The sequence below is a fragment of the Pseudomonas sp. TE31087 genome (assembly GCF_057284075.1).
Window position 1 is genome coordinate 4,517,140 of sequence record NZ_JBXVNN010000001.1, and the last position, 15,397, is coordinate 4,532,536.

Sequence of the window (15,397 nt, forward strand, 5' to 3'; positions counted from 1 at the left end):
GCGGCGTTTCGCAAGTTCGCGATTCCCCTGGGCGGCGCGCGGCAGGTGTACGTCACCGTGCAGTTCGCGGTCTATGTGGCGCTGGGCAGCTATCTGATGGAGGTGGCGGAGCAGGTGGCGCCTGCAGCCCTGGTATTGGGCTGGACGGTGATGGCGTTCGGGCTGTTCGTGCTGGGGGCGGCGCTGGAGGACCGGCCCTGGGCAGGGCGCATGGAACTGGCACGGCTGCTGTCGAATGCGCCGGCGCTGTATCTGGCCGGCGCGCTCGGCTTAGTGTTGGTCACGCCCGTGTTCTGGTTGCTGCTTCTGGGCTACAGCCTGCTCAGCGTCGGCGGCCTGGCCTTCTGCCGCCGCGCGGCGCTCGGCGCGGAGGTTGCGAAAACGTCGGCGCAGCCAGAGCGCCAGGCCCAGCACCAGCAGGCCGCCGAGCACCCATAGCTCGTACTTCTTGATGCTGCCGAGCATGCCTTCGAGAATGGCGCCGAAGTGGTAGGCCGCCAGGCCCAGGGCCAGGGCCCACACCGCGGCGCCGATGCCGTTGAGCAGCAGGTAGCGGCGCGGTGGGTAGCCGGACAAGCCGATAGCCACCGGCATCACCGTACGCAGGCCGTAGACGAAACGGAAACTCAGTACCCAGATATCCGGATGGCGGCGGATGTGCTCCAGCGCCCGGTCACCCATGGCCTGCCAGCGCGGCTTGCGGGCAAGGATCTTGCGCCCGTGGCGGCGGCCCATGAAGTACCACAGCTGGTCGCCGGCGTAACTGCCGCAGAAGGCCACCAGGACCACCAGCTTGATGTCCATGTATTCGCGGAACGCAAGAAAGCCCGCGAGCACCAGGATGGTCTCGCCCTCGAAGAACGTGCCGAGAAAAAGGGCAAAGTAGCCGAAATCGTTCAGGAATTGTTGAAGCATTTTCTGGCGTGCTGGCGAAATGAACGCGCAGCCTACCCCTTCAGACGCGCTGGGGAAAGTGTCCAAATGTGTCTCGACGTGAAGATTCCCTGCAACGACAATGGCTGCGGCCACAAGTCGCAGGGTTGCCTAAGGATGTAACACAGGCGTCATAATGGCCGCTTATAACTGTCGCGCTGCCCGCCCGCGCGGGCTCAGGAGTCTGCCGTGAGCTTTACCCCCGCCAACCGTCTGTTTCCTGCCACCCGCCTGCGTCGCAACCGCCGGGATGAATTTTCCCGTCGTCTGGTTCGCGAAAACACCCTGACCGTCGATGACCTGATTCTTCCGGTATTCGTGCTGGACGGCGAGGGCCGTCGCGAAGAAGTACCGTCCATGCCGGGCGTAGAGCGCCTGTCGATCGACCTGCTGCTGGAAGCCGCACAGGGCTGGGTGGAGCTGGGTATTCCAGCGTTGGCGCTGTTCCCGGTGACCCCGACCGAGAAAAAATCCCTCGACGGCGCCGAAGCCTGGAACCCGGACGGCATCGCCCAGCGCGCCACCCGCGCCCTGCGCGCCCGCTTCCCGGAGCTGGGGGTGATCACCGACGTCGCTCTGGACCCGTTCACCACCCATGGTCAGGACGGCATCCTCGATGAAGAGGGCTACGTGCAGAACGACATCACCGTCGAGGCCCTGGTGCGTCAGGCGCTGTCCCACGCCGAGGCCGGTGCCCAGGTGGTGGCCCCTTCGGACATGATGGACGGTCGCCTTGGCGCGATCCGCCAGGCCCTGGAAGAGACCGGCTACGTCAACGTGCGCATCATGGCCTACTCGGCCAAGTACGCCAGTGCCTACTACGGCCCGTTCCGCGACGCGGTCGGCTCGGCGCTGAACCTGGGCAAGGCCAACAAGGCCTCCTACCAGATGGACCCGGCCAACAGCGACGAGGCCCTGCACGAAGTGGCCACCGACCTCGCCGAAGGCGCCGACATGGTCATGGTCAAGCCGGGCATGCCGTACCTGGACATCGTTCACCGAGTGAAAGCCGAGTTCAAGGTGCCGACCTTCGCCTACCAGGTCAGCGGCGAGTACGCCATGCACATGGCCGCGATCCAGAACGGCTGGCTCAGCGAGGCCGTGATCCTCGAATCCCTCACCGCTTTCAAACGGGCAGGCGCTGATGGCATCCTGACCTATTTCGCCGTGCGTGCCGCTCAATTGATGAGAGGGCAGTAACGCCCTCCAGGAACGTCAGATGAATAACGAAGTGCTAACCCCTGTCGAGATCAAGGATGCCCAGGCCGTGCCCGAAGAGATGGTGCAGACCCCGCCCGACCTGCCAGCGGTAGTGGAACCGGAAGCGGTCGCCGAAGCCGCCCCGGCACCCGCGCCTGCGCCGGCTCCGGCGATCGCCGTGCCGAGCCTGGACGACAGCAGCCTGTACATTCATCGCGAGCTCTCGCAGCTGCAGTTCAACATCCGCGTGCTGGAGCAGGCGCTGGATGAGTCGTATCCGCTACTCGAGCGCCTGAAGTTCCTGCTGATCTTCTCCAGCAACCTCGACGAGTTCTTCGAGATCCGCGTGGCGGGCCTGAAGAAGCAGATCAACTTCGCCCGCGAACAGGCCGGCGCCGACGGCCTGCAGCCGCACCAAGCGCTGGCGCGCATCAGCGAGCTGGTGCACATCGAGGTGGACCGCCAATATGCGATCCTCAACGACGTGCTGCTGCCGGAGCTGGAGAAGCACGCCATCCGCTTCATCCGCCGGCGCTACTGGACGCCCAAGCTCAAGACCTGGGTACGCCGTTACTTCCGCGACGAGATCGCGCCGATCATCACCCCGATCGGCCTCGACCCGACCCACCCGTTCCCGCTGCTGGTGAACAAGAGCCTGAATTTCATCGTCGAGCTCGAGGGTGTCGACGCCTTTGGGCGTGATTCGGGTCTGGCGATCATCCCGGCGCCGCGCCTGCTGCCGCGGGTCATCCGTGTGCCGGAAGAGGTCGGCGGCCCGGGCGACAATTATGTGTTCCTTTCGTCGATGATCCACGCTCACGCCGATGACCTGTTCCAGGGCATGAAGGTCAAGGGCTGCTACCAGTTCCGCCTGACCCGCAACGCCGACCTGGCGCTGGATTCCGAGGAAGTCGACGACCTGGCCCGCGCCCTGCGCGGCGAGCTGTTCTCGCGCCGCTACGGCGATGCCGTGCGCCTCGAGGTGGCCGACACCTGCCCGAAACACCTCTCCGACTACCTGCTCAAGCAGTTCAGCTTGAGCGAGAGCGAGCTGTACCAGGTCAACGGGCCGGTCAACCTGACCCGCCTGTTCAGCATCACCGGCCTCGACAGCCACCCGGAGCTGCAGTACACGCCGTTCACCCCGGCGATCCCCAAGCTGCTGCAGAACGCCGACAACATCTTCAGCGTGATCGGCAAGCAGGACGTGCTGCTGATGCACCCGTTCGAGTCGTTCACCCCGGTGATCGACCTGCTGCGCCAGGCCGCCAAGGACCCGCATGTACTCGCCGTGCGCCAGACCCTGTACCGCTCGGGCGCCAACTCGGAGATCGTCGACGCCCTGGTGGACGCGGCGCGTAACGGCAAGGAGGTCACCGCGGTGATCGAACTGCGCGCGCGTTTCGACGAAGAGTCCAACCTGCAGATGGCCAGCCGCCTGCAGGCCGCCGGCGCGGTGGTGATCTACGGCGTGGTCGGCTTCAAGACCCACGCCAAGATGATGCTGATCCTGCGCCGCGAGCAGGGCGAGATCGTCCGCTACGCGCACCTGGGCACCGGCAACTACCACGCCGGTAACGCCCGCCTGTACACCGACTACAGCCTGTTGACCTCCGACGACGCCCTCACCGAGGACGTCGGCAAGCTGTTCAGCCAGCTGATCGGCATGGGCAAGACCCTGCGCATGAAGAAGCTGCTGCACGCGCCCTTCACCCTGAAGAAGGGCATGCTCGACATGATCGCCCGGGAGACTCAGTTCGCCCTGGAAGGCAAGCCGGCGCACATCATCGCCAAGTTCAATTCGTTGACCGACGCGAAGATCATCAAGGCGCTGTACAAGGCCAGCCAGTCGGGCGTGCGCATCGACCTGGTGGTGCGCGGCATGTGCTGCTTGCGCCCGGGCATCCCGGGGGTGTCGCACAACATCCACGTGCGCTCGATCATCGGCCGCTTCCTCGAGCACACCCGGGTGTTCTACTTCCTCAATGGCGGCGAGGAGCAGATCTACCTGTCCAGCGCCGACTGGATGGAGCGCAACCTCGACAAGCGCGTCGAGACCTGCTTCCCGGTGGAGGGCAAGAAGCTGCTGTTGCGGGTGAAGAAGGAGCTGGAGGGTTACCTGACCGACAACACCCAGGCCTGGACCCTGCAGCCGGACGGGCGCTACGTGCGCAGCACGCCGACCGGCAACCAGAATCCGCGCAGCGTGCAGGCGACGCTGCTGGAGCGCCTGAGCAATCCGGTGCTGAACGTACGGTAACTCAACACGTGGGAGCGGGCTTGCCCCGCGATCACCGGCATAGCCGGTGCCATATCGCGGGGCAAGCCCGCTCCCACGTTGTTCTCTGCCCGAGAGGGCTAGGCGTTTTTACCTGACGCTCAGCACAAACCCAACCCGCGCCAGCCATTCCGCCTCGTTGGCAAAGTCAGCCTGGGTCAGCTGGTTCTGCTCCAGCCAGCCGCTCGGGAATACCACTTCCAGGCTGTTGTCGCCGGCCTGCAATTCCACCTTGGGCATCTGCTGGGTGCCGCGGATATGGTGGAACAGGATGGCGAAGCGCAGCAGCACGCACAGGCGGATCAGCTTGACGCCTTCGTCGCCGAACTCGGCAAACTTGTCCTTGGGAATGTTGCGGCGGTGGCCACGCACCAGCAGGGCCATCATCTGCTGGTCCTCGCGGGAGAACCCTGACAGGTCGGAGTGCTCGATCAGGTAGGCACCGTGCTTGTGGTAGTGGTAATGGGCAATATCCAGTCCGATTTCATGGATTTTCGCCGCCCAACCCAGCAGATCACGCCAGTTTCCGTGCTCCAGGTCCCACGCTGCGGCCACCTGGTCGAAGGCGTGCAGTGCCTTGCGCTCCACGCGCGCGGCCTGGCCCTGGTCGACGTGGTAGCGCTCCATCAGCGAGTTCAGGGTGCGCTCGCGCACGTCCTCGTGGTGATGGCGGCCCAGCAGGTCGAACAGCACGCCTTCGCGCAGGGCGCCGTCGCAGTGGTCCATGCGCTGCAGCTCCAGGGCGTCGAAGATCGCCTCGAGGATGGCCAGGCCCGCCGGGAAGATGGTCCGCCGATCGGGCTTGACCCCTTCGAAGTCGATCTTGTCGGTCTCGCCGAGCTTGAACAGCTTGCGCTTGACCGCCGCCAGGCCCTCGGCGTTGACCTCGCCGCTGCCCTGGCCGATGGCCTTGATCGCCGCGGCGATGGCGCGGATGGTCCCGGACGAGCCGATGGCCTCGTCCCAGGTCAGGCGGTGCAGGGCGTTCTCGATGCTCATCAGTTCCAGGCGCGCGGCGGTGTAGGCCTGGGCGTAGCGCGCCGGGGTGATCTTGCCGTCACGGAAGTAGCGCTGGGTGAAGCTCACGCAGCCCATCTGCAGGCTTTCGCGCAGCAGCGGCTCGAAACGCTGGCCGATGATGAACTCGGTGCTGCCGCCGCCGATGTCGGCGACAAGGCGCTTGCCGGGGGTGTCGGCCAGGGTGTGGGACACGCCCAGGTAGATCAGGCGCGCCTCTTCACGGCCGGAGATGACCTCGACCGGGTGGCCGAGAATGGCTTCGGCGCGCAGGATGAATTCATTGCGGTTGCGCGCTTCGCGCAGGGCGTTGGTGCCGACGATGCGCACCGAACCCTGGGGCATGCCGTTGATCAGCTGGGCGAAGCGCTTGAGGCATTCCAGGCCGCGCTCCATGGCTTCTTCGCTGAGCTTGCGCTCATCGTCGATACCGGCGGCGAGCTGAACCTTTTCTCCAAGCCTTTCGAGGATGCGGATTTCCGTGTGATGGGCCTTGGCCACGACCATGTGGAAGCTGTTGGAGCCCAGGTCGATGGCGGCGATCAGAGACAGGTTCTTCGCGGTGGTGTGCGGCATGGTCTGGAGGTTCTCGGTCGTTAACCCGGCAATCGTGCCACGATCGCGGGCATACGCCAACGAGCGGCACGGCAAGGCTTGATGCATGGCAATGTCATAGCAATGTTATGACCGTGACATGACGGTTTCGATTCGTGGCATCTTGCACAACTATAGTTACACTCAATCAGCTGTGGCTTCCTGTCGCGCCAGGGTGCGGCTATGATGGGCAACGTTTTTTTATGCTTACGACCTGGAGATATCCATGAGCAGCGATCTTATCAAACATGTCACCGACGCCAGCTTCGAAGCCGACGTACTCAAGGCTGAAGGCGCGGTGCTGGTCGACTACTGGGCTGAATGGTGCGGCCCATGCAAGATGATCGCTCCGGTGCTGGACGACATCGCCTCTGAATACCAGGGCAAGGTGACCATCGCCAAGCTGAACATCGACGAAAACGCCGAAACCCCCGCCAAGCACGGCGTGCGTGGCATCCCGACGCTGATGCTGTTCAAGAACGGCAACGTCGAGGCCACCAAGGTCGGCGCGCTGTCCAAGTCGCAGCTCAAGGCGTTCCTCGACGCCAACGTGTGATGTGACAAAGCCCCGCAAATGCGGGGCTTTTCTTTATCTGTTGTAGGCATTTTCCCTGAGGGCTGGCGAGCCCCGCTATCGCGCCCATCCAGACGGATAGCCCCGGAAAACGGTGGTCAAAACCACTAGACGTCGAAAAAAGCAAGTGTTACATTCGGCCTCGCACTGCTTCTCCAGTGCCCTCTGCACGCCGTCGCCGAAGCATCCCTAATTCGAATCAGTACGCGATCCTGTCGCCATCTAGCGGCGCGGCCTCATTAAGCCAACGCTTAATTTCTCCCTTCCTTACATGATTACGTCACTCCCCTTATGAACCTGACAGAACTCAAGCAAAAGCCGATTACCGATCTTTTGGAAATGGCCGAACAGATGGGCATCGAAAACATGGCCCGTTCGCGCAAACAGGACGTGATTTTCGCCCTGCTGAAAAAGCATGCGAAAAGCGGCGAAGAGATCTCCGGTGACGGCGTGCTGGAGATTCTCCAGGATGGTTTCGGTTTCCTGCGCTCGGCGGATGCCTCCTACCTGGCCGGCCCTGACGACATCTATGTCTCGCCCAGCCAGATCCGTCGTTTCAACCTGCGCACCGGCGACACCATCGTCGGCAAGATCCGTCCACCGAAGGAAGGCGAGCGTTACTTCGCACTGCTGAAGGTCGACACCATCAACTTCGACCGTCCGGAAAACGCGAAGAACAAGATTCTCTTCGAAAACCTGACGCCGCTGTTCCCCAACAAGCGCCTGAAGATGGAAGCCGGCAACGGTTCCACCGAAGACCTCACCGGTCGCGTCATCGACCTGTGCGCCCCGATCGGCAAGGGCCAGCGCGGCCTGATCGTCGCCCCGCCGAAAGCGGGCAAGACCATCATGCTGCAGAACATCGCGGCCAACATCACCCGTAACAACCCCGAGTGCCATTTGATCGTCCTGCTGATCGATGAGCGCCCGGAAGAAGTGACCGAGATGCAGCGCACCGTGCGCGGCGAAGTGGTTGCCTCGACCTTCGACGAGCCGCCGACCCGCCACGTGCAGGTCGCCGAGATGGTCATCGAGAAGGCCAAGCGCCTGGTCGAGCACAAGAAGGACGTGGTCATCCTGCTCGACTCGATCACCCGTCTGGCCCGTGCCTACAACACCGTGATCCCGAGCTCCGGCAAGGTACTGACCGGTGGTGTCGACGCCCACGCCCTGGAGAAGCCGAAGCGCTTCTTCGGTGCCGCGCGTAACATCGAGGAAGGCGGTTCGCTGACCATCATCGCCACCGCGCTGGTCGAGACCGGCTCGAAGATGGACGAAGTGATCTACGAAGAGTTCAAGGGTACCGGCAACATGGAGCTGCCCCTGGACCGTCGCATCGCCGAGAAGCGTGTGTTCCCGGCCATCAACATCAACAAGTCCGGTACCCGTCGCGAAGAGCTGCTGACCGCCGACGACGAACTGCAGCGCATGTGGATCCTGCGCAAGCTGCTGCACCCGATGGACGAGATCGCCGCCATCGAGTTCCTGGTCGACAAGCTCAAGCAGACCAAGACCAACGACGAGTTCTTCCTGTCGATGAAGCGCAAGTAAGCGTTTCAGACCGGCATTGATTGGGGCCGCCTTGCAGCCCATCGCGGGGCAAGCCCGCTCCCACAGAATCTGTGGGAGCGGGCTTGCCCCGCGATGGGATCGCGAAGCGGCCCCTTTTCATTTTTGCCCCCAAACCAGGCGTGAACGGCGCTACACTCTGCACCCCGACCGATACGCCCAACACGAGGCCCTTGCATGCAGTATCGCGATCTGCGCGACTTCATCCGTGGCCTGGAACAGCGCGGTGAACTCAAGCGCATCCAGGTTCCCATCTCCCCCGTACTGGAAATGACCGAAGTCTGCGACCGCACCCTGCGCGCCAAGGGCCCGGCGTTGCTGTTCGAAAAGCCCACCGGCTTCGACATCCCGGTGCTGGGCAATCTGTTCGGCACTCCCGAGCGGGTGGCCATGGGCATGGGCGCCGAATCGACCGAGGAACTGCGCGAGATCGGCAAGCTGCTGGCGTTCCTCAAGGAGCCCGAGCCGCCGAAGGGGCTGAAGGACGCCTGGTCGAAACTGCCGATCTTCAAGAAGGTCGTGTCCATGGCGCCGAAGGTGGTCAAGGACGCGGTGTGCCAGGAAATCGTGGTCGAAGGCGACGACGTCGACCTGGGCCAGTTGCCCATCCAGCACTGCTGGCCGGGCGACGTGGCGCCGCTGATCACCTGGGGCCTGACCGTCACCCGCGGGCCGAACAAGGACCGCCAGAACCTGGGTATCTATCGCCAGCAGGTGATCGGCCGCAACAAAGTGATCATGCGCTGGCTGAGCCACCGTGGCGGCGCGCTGGACTACCGCGAATGGTGCGAGAAACACCCAGGCCAGCCTTTCCCCGTGGCCGTGGCCCTGGGCGCAGACCCTGCGACCATCCTCGGCGCCGTGACCCCTGTCCCCGATACCCTTTCCGAATACGCCTTTGCCGGCCTGTTGCGCGGCAACCGTACCGAACTGGTCAAATGCCGTGGCAACGACCTGCAGGTACCGGCCACCGCCGAGATCATCCTCGAGGGTGTGATCCACCCCGGCGAAATGGCCCCGGAAGGCCCGTACGGCGACCACACCGGTTACTACAACGAAGTGGAAAGCTTCCCGGTGTTCACCGTCGAGCGCATCACTCACCGGCAGAAACCGATCTACCACAGCACCTACACCGGCCGACCGCCGGATGAGCCGGCGATCCTCGGGGTGGCGCTGAACGAAGTGTTCGTGCCGATCCTGCAGAAGCAGTTCCCCGAGATCACCGACTTCTACCTGCCGCCGGAAGGCTGCTCGTACCGCATGGCGGTGGTGACCATGAAGAAGCAGTATCCAGGCCACGCCAAGCGCGTCATGCTGGGTGTGTGGTCGTTCCTGCGACAGTTCATGTACACCAAGTTCGTTATCGTCACCGACGACGATATCAACGCCCGCGACTGGAACGATGTGATCTGGGCCATCACCACGCGCATGGACCCCAAGCGTGATACGGTGATGATCGACAACACCCCGATCGACTACCTCGACTTTGCGTCGCCGGTGTCGGGCCTGGGGTCGAAGATGGGCCTGGACGCCACCCACAAGTGGCCGGGCGAGACTACACGCGAATGGGGCCGGGTCATCGTCAAGGACGAGGCCGTCACCCGCCGTATCGATGAGCTGTGGGACCAGTTGGGAATAGATTGATGCAGGTAACCTTGCAGCCTTCCGGGGCGGTACTGGCGGTCGAACCGGGTGAAAGGATTCTGGATGCCGCGCGGCGCCTGGGCTACGACTGCCCAAGCAGCTGCCGCAACGGCAACTGCCATGTGTGTGCCGCGCTGCTGGTGGAGGGTAGTGTTCGCCAGGAAGGCCAAGTCCGCGATCACGGTGAACTGTTCACCTGCATCGCCGAGCCGCTGGAGGACTGCGTGTTGCTGTGGGATGGTGTGCTGGCCCTGGGCGAGCTGCCGGTGCGCAAGCTGGCCTGTACCGTGAGTGAATGCGTCGAGGTCGGTGGCGACGTCTGGCGCGTGCGCCTGCGCGCGCCAGCCGGCAAGCCGCCGCGCTATCACGCGGGGCAGTACCTGATGATCGAGCGCGAGGGCATGGACAAGGCGGCCTTCTCCCTCGCCTCGGCGCCCCACGGTGGTCGTGACCTGGAGCTGCATGTGCTGGCCCGGGAAAGCAGCGCCGTGCAGTTGATCAAGCAGCTGCGGCGCAGTGGCCTGGCGCGTATCGAACTGCCGTTCGGCGACGCCCACTTGGCGGAGCTGCCCGACGGCCCGCTGGTGCTGATCGCCGCCGGTACCGGCATGGGCCAGATGCATAGCCTGGTCGAGCACTGCCGCGCCCACGGGTTCAAGCATCCGGTGCATTTGTACTGGGGCGTGCGCCGGCCCGAGGACTTCTACGAGATCGAGCACTGGGACGAGTGGCAGCGCCTGCCCAACCTGTTCCTGCACAAGGTGGTCAGCGACCTGTGCGGCTGGGAGGGGCGCTGCGGTCTGTTGCACGAGGCGGTGTGCGAGGACATCGGCGACCTGAACCAGGTGCATGTCTATGCCAGCGGTTCGCCGAACATGGTCTACGCCACCCTCGATGCATTGGTCGAGGCCGGCATGGATGCCCACCGCATGCGCGCCGACGTTTTCGCCTACGCGCCGCGCGGATGAAACAACCCGGCACGCTGCAAGGGCGTGCCGGGGTTAATAACCAAGTGTTTTGCTGTTGATTATAGGGCGGGGATTATTACCGGTGCGGGTAATAAGTTTCGCTATACTCGGATTATTAGTTTCCGTTCAGCGGAAGGTTGAATGAAATTGTGTCTTCCAGCTTGAGTCGCAAGTGTCTTATCCCTTACGTTAAGCGCCAGGGCCTTCGCGGGTAAACCCGCTCCCACAAGCCCTGCACACCTCCTGTGGGAGCGGGTTTACCCGCGAAGACGTAGGGTCAGGCCCTGCATCAACAGCAGTGGAACGCGCAACTTTGTAGTTCACAGGAATTAATGGCGGCAGCTCATGTCGACACTTGAAAGTTTATCCTGGCAAATAGCCTATCCGCCGTCACTCGACTTCGGGCAACAGTTGTCCCGCGAACAACTGCAGCGCTCGATGCAAGAAACCATGTCCCTGCACGAAGGCGGCCCGGTCTGGCTGTTTGCCTACGGCTCGCTGATCTGGCGCCCCGAGTGCAATTCGGTCGAGCGCCAGCGGGCACGGGTGCATGGCTACCACCGCGGCCTGTACCTGTGGTCCCACGAGCACCGCGGCACACCGGAATGTCCGGGCCTGGTGTTCGGCCTGGACCGTGGCGGTTCCTGCAGTGGTTTCGCCTACCGTCTGGATGAAAGCAACCTTGACGATTCGCTGATGGCCCTGTGGATGCGCGAAATGCCGTTCCCGGCCTATCGCCCGCACTGGCTCAGCTGCCGTCTGGGCGACGGCAGCAAGGTCCAGGCCCTGGGCTTCGTGCTGGAACGGCACCTGCCATGCTACGCGGGCAACCTGCCGGACACCTTGCTCAGCCAGATCCTCGCCAGCGCCAAGGGGCGCTATGGCACGACACGCGATTACGTGGAGCAGACCCTCAACGCCCTGCGCAGCCACCAGATGCCCGATCGCAACCTGGAAGCCCGTTTCAGGCGTTGCCACAACCTGCGCGAGGTGTGAGCCCCGCGCATCGGGCTCATTCCTGGCCGGCGGCGGTGCCGAGGAACTTGCGCAGGAACTGGCGGGTGCGCTCTTCCCGCGGATTGGCGAACAGCGCCTTGGCCTCGCCTTGCTCGACGATCACCCCCTTGTCGAAGAAGATCACCCGGTTGGCGACATCGCGGGCGAAGCTCATCTCGTGGGTGACGATGATCATGGTGCGCTTTTCCTCGGCCAGGCCGCGGATGGTTTCCAGCACCTCGCCCACCAGCTCCGGGTCGAGCGCCGAGGTAGGCTCGTCGAACAGGATCACCTCGGGTTCCATGGCCAGGGCGCGGGCGATGGCCACCCGCTGCTGCTGGCCACCGGACAGGCGGCGCGGGTAGGCGTCTTCCTTGCCCGCCAGGCCGACCTTGGCCAGCAGGCGCCTGGCCAGCTCGATGGCCTTGTCGCGGGGCGTCTTCTTGACGATCACCGGCCCCTCGATGACGTTCTCCAGGGCGGTGCGGTGGGGAAACAGGTTGAAGTTCTGGAACACGAATCCGGCCTGCTGGCGCAGGCGGCGGATCGCACCCTGCTGGCCGCCCAGCGGGCGATTGGCATCGATGCTGATGTCGCCGATCTGGATGCGTCCGGCATCGGGGGTTTCCAGCAGGTTCAGGCAACGCAGGAACGTGGTCTTGCCCGAGCCGCTGGGGCCGATGATGGCGACCACCTCGCCGGGTTGCACGGTCAGGTCGATGCCGTTGAGCACGGTATGGCCCTTGAACTGCTTGGTCAGGCCTTGTACTACGATCATCTCATTGCTCCTGGTCGTGCTGGTTGACCCGCGCTTCCATGCGGTTCTGGAAGTGCGCCAGGATGCTGCAGAGGATCCAGTAGACCACCGCGACAGCCAGGTACATGGTGAAGACCTCGAAGGTCCGGGCGGTGATCAGCTGTGCCTGGCGGAACAGCTCGGGCACCTGGATGGTCGCCGCCAGGGCGGTGTCCTTGACCAGCGAGATGAAGCTGTTGCCCAGCGGCGGCAGGGCGGTGCGCAGGGCCTGCGGCAGGATCGCCCGGCGCATGGCCTGGGTGCGGGTCATGCCGATGCTGGCCGCCGCTTCCCACTGACCACGGTCGATCGAAGAGATCGCCGCGCGGAGGATTTCGCAGATATACGCCGCCATGTTCAGCGACAGGCCGATCAGCGATGCCGGGATCGGATCAAGCTCGATGCCGATCTGCGGCAGGCCGAAGTAGATCACGAACAGCTGCACCAGCAGCGGCGTGCCGCGGAAGAACGACACGTAGATGCGGGCGAGCCAGTCCAGCGGCAGGATCTTCGACAGGCGCATCAGTGCCAGGGCGAAGCCCAGCACCAAACCGAAGAACATGCCGCCGACACTGAGCAGCACGGTATAGCCCGCGCCCTTGAGCAGGAAGGGCGCGGAATCGACAACGAGTTGCAGGCTTTCAGCGATCATTTGGTGACATCGGCACCGAAGTATTTCTCGGACAGCTTGGCCAGCGTGCCGTCGGCCTTGAGCTTGTCGATGGCCTTGTTCAGCGCCGCGAGCAGTTCAGGCTCGCCCTTGCGCAGGGCAACGCCCGACTCCAGCTTGGAGAATTTCTCGCCGGCCAGCGCGGTGGGTTTCTTGTCCTTGGCGGTTTTCTGCACGTACTCGAGCGCGGCCAGGCGGTCGATCAGGATGGCGTCGATACGGCCGTTGCGCAGGTCGGCGAATTTGGTCGGGTCGTCTTCATAGGTACGGACATCGGCTGTCGGCACGTCCTGTTTCACCCACTGCTCGTAGTTGGTGCCCAGGCCGACGCCGACCTTCTTGCCACCGAGGTCGGCGGCGGTCTTGATGTTCTTCTCGTTGTCGCTGCCCTTGAGCACCAGGGCCTGGATGCCGGAAACCGTGTAGGGCTCGGAGAAGTCGTACTTCTTCTTGCGCTCCTCGGAGATGGTCACCTGGTTGATCACCACGTCCAGGCGCTTGGACTCCAGGGCGGCGAGGATACCGTCCCACTTGGTCGGCTGGACCTTGGCCTTGACCCCCAGTTCCTTGGCCAGCAGTTCGGACAGTTCGACCTCGAAGCCGGCCAGCTTGCCGTTCTCGTCCTGGAAGCTGAACGGTGGGTAGGTGCCTTCCAGGCCGACGTTGATCACGCCCTTCTCCTGGATGGTCTTCAACTGCTCGCCGGCGAAGGCCTGGCCGAGCAGGCCGGCACCGAGCAGGAGCGCCAGGCTGGCGTTGAGAAGGGGTTTGGCGAATTTGGTCATGGCAGGCCCCGCGCTTGTTGTGGAAGTAGTGAGGTGGCGACTATAGAGGTGGGCTTCATAGGCCGGGAAATAATAAAAAATCATGTTGTTATTCCCGTTTCTGCATTTTGCAGTCGCTTATGCCCGACTTAGCTCAGGATGGAATAAAGCGTTGTTTTTTCCAAGAGGCAGATTTGACGTATCGTTGATCCATTCGATTGATCGTGGGAGCGGGCTTGCCCCGCGATAGCGCCATCGCGGGGCAAGCCCGCTCCCACGCCAGAAAAATCCAGATATCAGAACAATGGCCTGGCAGGAGAAACACCGTGAGCGAACAACCATCAACCGGGCACTGGCAACTGCAGGGCATCGTCAGTGGCCTGCGCAGCGCCCGTGAGCAGTGGCGCAGCAACAACGGCCGCAGCAGCGGCGAGCAGGGCGGGCGCGAGCTGCCATCGCGCGAGGCGCTGCGGCAGATTCTCGAGCAGCTGTGCGGCGCGCTGTTCCCCATGCGCCTGGGCCCGGTGGACCTGCGTGAAGAGAGCGAAGACTTCTACGTCGGCCACACCCTCGACGCCGCGCTCACCGCGCTGCTGGCCCAGGCCCGCCTGGAGCTGCGCTACGCGGCGCGCCATGGCAAGACCGATGTGGTCGATGTCGATGGCCATGCCCTGCGCCTGATCCAGGACTTCGCCGCGGCCCTGCCGGCCCTGCGCGTGCTGCTGGACACCGACGTGCTCGCGGCCTTCCACGGCGACCCGGCGGCGCGCAGCGTCGACGAGGTGCTGCTGTGCTACCCGGGCATCCTGGCGATCATCCACCACCGCCTGGCCCACCACCTGTACCAGGCCGGCCTGCCGCTGCTGGCGCGGATCAGCTCGGAGCTGGCGCACTCGGCCACCGGCATCGACATCCATCCCGGCGCGCAGATCGGCCCGAGCTTCTTCATCGACCACGGCACCGGCGTGGTGATCGGCGAGACCGCGATCATCGGTGAGCGGGTGCGTATCTACCAGGCCGTGACCCTGGGCGCCAAGCGCTTCCCCAGCGACGAGTCGGGCAACTTGCACAAGGGCCTGGCACGCCACCCGATCGTCGAGGACGACGTCGTCATCTACGCGGGTGCGACCATCCTCGGGCGGATCACCATCGGCAAGGGTTCGACCATCGGCGGCAACGTCTGGCTGACTCGCAGCGTGCCGGCTGACAGCAATATTACCCAGGCTAACCTGCAGTTGGATTGCGAGGGCAAGAAAGCCCTCTAGCATCGAGTGTCTGGACCGTGGGAGCGGGCTTGCCCCGCGATGGCGACGTCAGTTCAACCATCGCCATCGCGGGGCAAGCCCGCTCCCACGTGCTAGACACTCGATGCCCCGCCCAGCGGCATCGGGTCG

At 63.9% G+C, this 15,397-nt stretch carries 13 protein-coding genes; 8 read left to right on the plus strand and 5 right to left on the minus strand.

Annotation, left to right across the window (positions count from 1 at the left end):
• Positions 1-270: 270 nt before the first annotated feature.
• Positions 271-915 (minus strand): DedA family protein, encoded by a 645-nt coding sequence (locus ACZ899_RS20335; RefSeq protein WP_203649500.1) that lies wholly within the window; start codon positions 913-915, stop codon positions 271-273.
• A 207-nt stretch (positions 916-1,122) separates the two neighbouring features.
• Here ACZ899_RS20335 and hemB point away from each other — a divergent pair, with 207 nt between their 5' ends.
• A complete protein-coding gene (hemB, locus tag ACZ899_RS20340; RefSeq protein WP_198745209.1) occupies positions 1,123-2,133 on the plus strand; it encodes a porphobilinogen synthase in 1,011 nt (336 codons plus the stop codon).
• Positions 2,134-2,152: 19 nt separating this feature from the next.
• Entirely contained in the window at positions 2,153-4,393 is a 2,241-nt protein-coding gene (ppk1, locus tag ACZ899_RS20345) for a polyphosphate kinase 1 (protein ID WP_203649509.1), read from the plus strand.
• 108 nt (positions 4,394-4,501) lie between these two features.
• On the opposite strand, the gene ppx is transcribed toward ppk1, so the two are convergent.
• Positions 4,502-6,004: an exopolyphosphatase gene (gene ppx, locus ACZ899_RS20350; RefSeq protein ID WP_234562868.1), complete on the minus strand. Its 1,503-nt coding sequence runs from the start codon at positions 6,002-6,004 to the stop codon at positions 4,502-4,504.
• Between the two features lie 244 nt (positions 6,005-6,248).
• Here ppx and trxA point away from each other — a divergent pair, with 244 nt between their 5' ends.
• The 5 genes from trxA to ACZ899_RS20375 all read left to right on the plus strand — a co-directional run bounded on the left by trxA (position 6,249) and on the right by ACZ899_RS20375 (position 11,773).
• Positions 6,249-6,578 (plus strand): thioredoxin TrxA, encoded by a 330-nt coding sequence (trxA, locus tag ACZ899_RS20355; RefSeq protein ID WP_203649511.1) that lies wholly within the window; start codon positions 6,249-6,251, stop codon positions 6,576-6,578.
• A 309-nt stretch (positions 6,579-6,887) separates the two neighbouring features.
• On the plus strand, positions 6,888-8,147 hold the full coding sequence (gene rho / locus ACZ899_RS20360) for a transcription termination factor Rho (RefSeq protein WP_011536308.1): 1,260 nt from the start codon (positions 6,888-6,890) through the stop codon (positions 8,145-8,147).
• A 195-nt stretch (positions 8,148-8,342) separates the two neighbouring features.
• Positions 8,343-9,809 carry a 4-hydroxy-3-polyprenylbenzoate decarboxylase gene (ubiD, locus tag ACZ899_RS20365; RefSeq protein ID WP_234562866.1) on the plus strand — a complete coding sequence of 489 codons (1,467 nt, stop codon included), beginning with the start codon at positions 8,343-8,345 and terminating at the stop codon, positions 9,807-9,809.
• Entirely contained in the window at positions 9,809-10,777 is a 969-nt protein-coding gene (locus tag ACZ899_RS20370; RefSeq protein ID WP_234562867.1) for a CDP-6-deoxy-delta-3,4-glucoseen reductase, read from the plus strand. Before ubiD ends, ACZ899_RS20370 begins: the two co-directional genes overlap by 1 nt.
• 345 nt (positions 10,778-11,122) lie before the next feature.
• Positions 11,123-11,773 (plus strand): gamma-glutamylcyclotransferase, encoded by a 651-nt coding sequence (locus tag ACZ899_RS20375; protein WP_203649520.1) that lies wholly within the window; start codon positions 11,123-11,125, stop codon positions 11,771-11,773.
• 16 nt (positions 11,774-11,789) lie between these two features.
• On the opposite strand, the gene tcyN is transcribed toward ACZ899_RS20375, so the two are convergent.
• Genes tcyN through tcyJ form a run of 3 tightly spaced genes read right to left on the minus strand, consistent with a single transcriptional unit; the run spans position 11,790 to position 14,024 of the window.
• A complete protein-coding gene (gene tcyN / locus ACZ899_RS20380) occupies positions 11,790-12,551 on the minus strand; it encodes an L-cystine ABC transporter ATP-binding protein TcyN (RefSeq protein ID WP_203649522.1) in 762 nt (253 codons plus the stop codon).
• A 1-nt stretch (position 12,552) separates the two neighbouring features.
• Positions 12,553-13,221 carry a cystine ABC transporter permease gene (tcyL, locus tag ACZ899_RS20385; RefSeq protein ID WP_203649523.1) on the minus strand — a complete coding sequence of 223 codons (669 nt, stop codon included), beginning with the start codon at positions 13,219-13,221 and terminating at the stop codon, positions 12,553-12,555.
• Positions 13,218-14,024, minus strand: coding sequence for a cystine ABC transporter substrate-binding protein (tcyJ, locus tag ACZ899_RS20390; protein ID WP_203649525.1), 807 nt, complete (start codon positions 14,022-14,024; stop codon positions 13,218-13,220). Before tcyJ ends, tcyL begins: the two co-directional genes overlap by 4 nt.
• Before the next feature lie 305 nt (positions 14,025-14,329).
• On the opposite strand from tcyJ, the gene epsC reads away from it, so the two are divergent.
• Complete coding sequence (epsC, locus tag ACZ899_RS20395) at positions 14,330-15,268, plus strand: serine O-acetyltransferase EpsC (protein ID WP_232854972.1); 939 nt, start codon at positions 14,330-14,332, stop codon at positions 15,266-15,268.
• The last annotated feature ends 129 nt before the right edge of the window (positions 15,269-15,397 follow it).

Coding starts and splice junctions, on each gene's coding strand:
- ACZ899_RS20335 (WP_203649500.1), bottom strand. CDS start 915: ATGCTTCAACAATTCCTGAACGATTTCGGCTACTTTGCCCTTTTTCTC.
- ppk1 (WP_203649509.1), top strand. CDS start 2,153: ATGAATAACGAAGTGCTAACCCCTGTCGAGATCAAGGATGCCCAGGCC.
- ppx (WP_234562868.1), bottom strand. CDS start 6,004: ATGCCGCACACCACCGCGAAGAACCTGTCTCTGATCGCCGCCATCGAC.
- trxA (WP_203649511.1), top strand. CDS start 6,249: ATGAGCAGCGATCTTATCAAACATGTCACCGACGCCAGCTTCGAAGCC.
- rho (WP_011536308.1), top strand. CDS start 6,888: ATGAACCTGACAGAACTCAAGCAAAAGCCGATTACCGATCTTTTGGAA.
- ubiD (WP_234562866.1), top strand. CDS start 8,343: ATGCAGTATCGCGATCTGCGCGACTTCATCCGTGGCCTGGAACAGCGC.
- ACZ899_RS20370 (WP_234562867.1), top strand. CDS start 9,809: ATGCAGGTAACCTTGCAGCCTTCCGGGGCGGTACTGGCGGTCGAACCG.
- ACZ899_RS20375 (WP_203649520.1), top strand. CDS start 11,123: ATGTCGACACTTGAAAGTTTATCCTGGCAAATAGCCTATCCGCCGTCA.
- tcyN (WP_203649522.1), bottom strand. CDS start 12,551: ATGATCGTAGTACAAGGCCTGACCAAGCAGTTCAAGGGCCATACCGTG.
- tcyL (WP_203649523.1), bottom strand. CDS start 13,221: ATGATCGCTGAAAGCCTGCAACTCGTTGTCGATTCCGCGCCCTTCCTG.
- tcyJ (WP_203649525.1), bottom strand. CDS start 14,024: ATGACCAAATTCGCCAAACCCCTTCTCAACGCCAGCCTGGCGCTCCTG.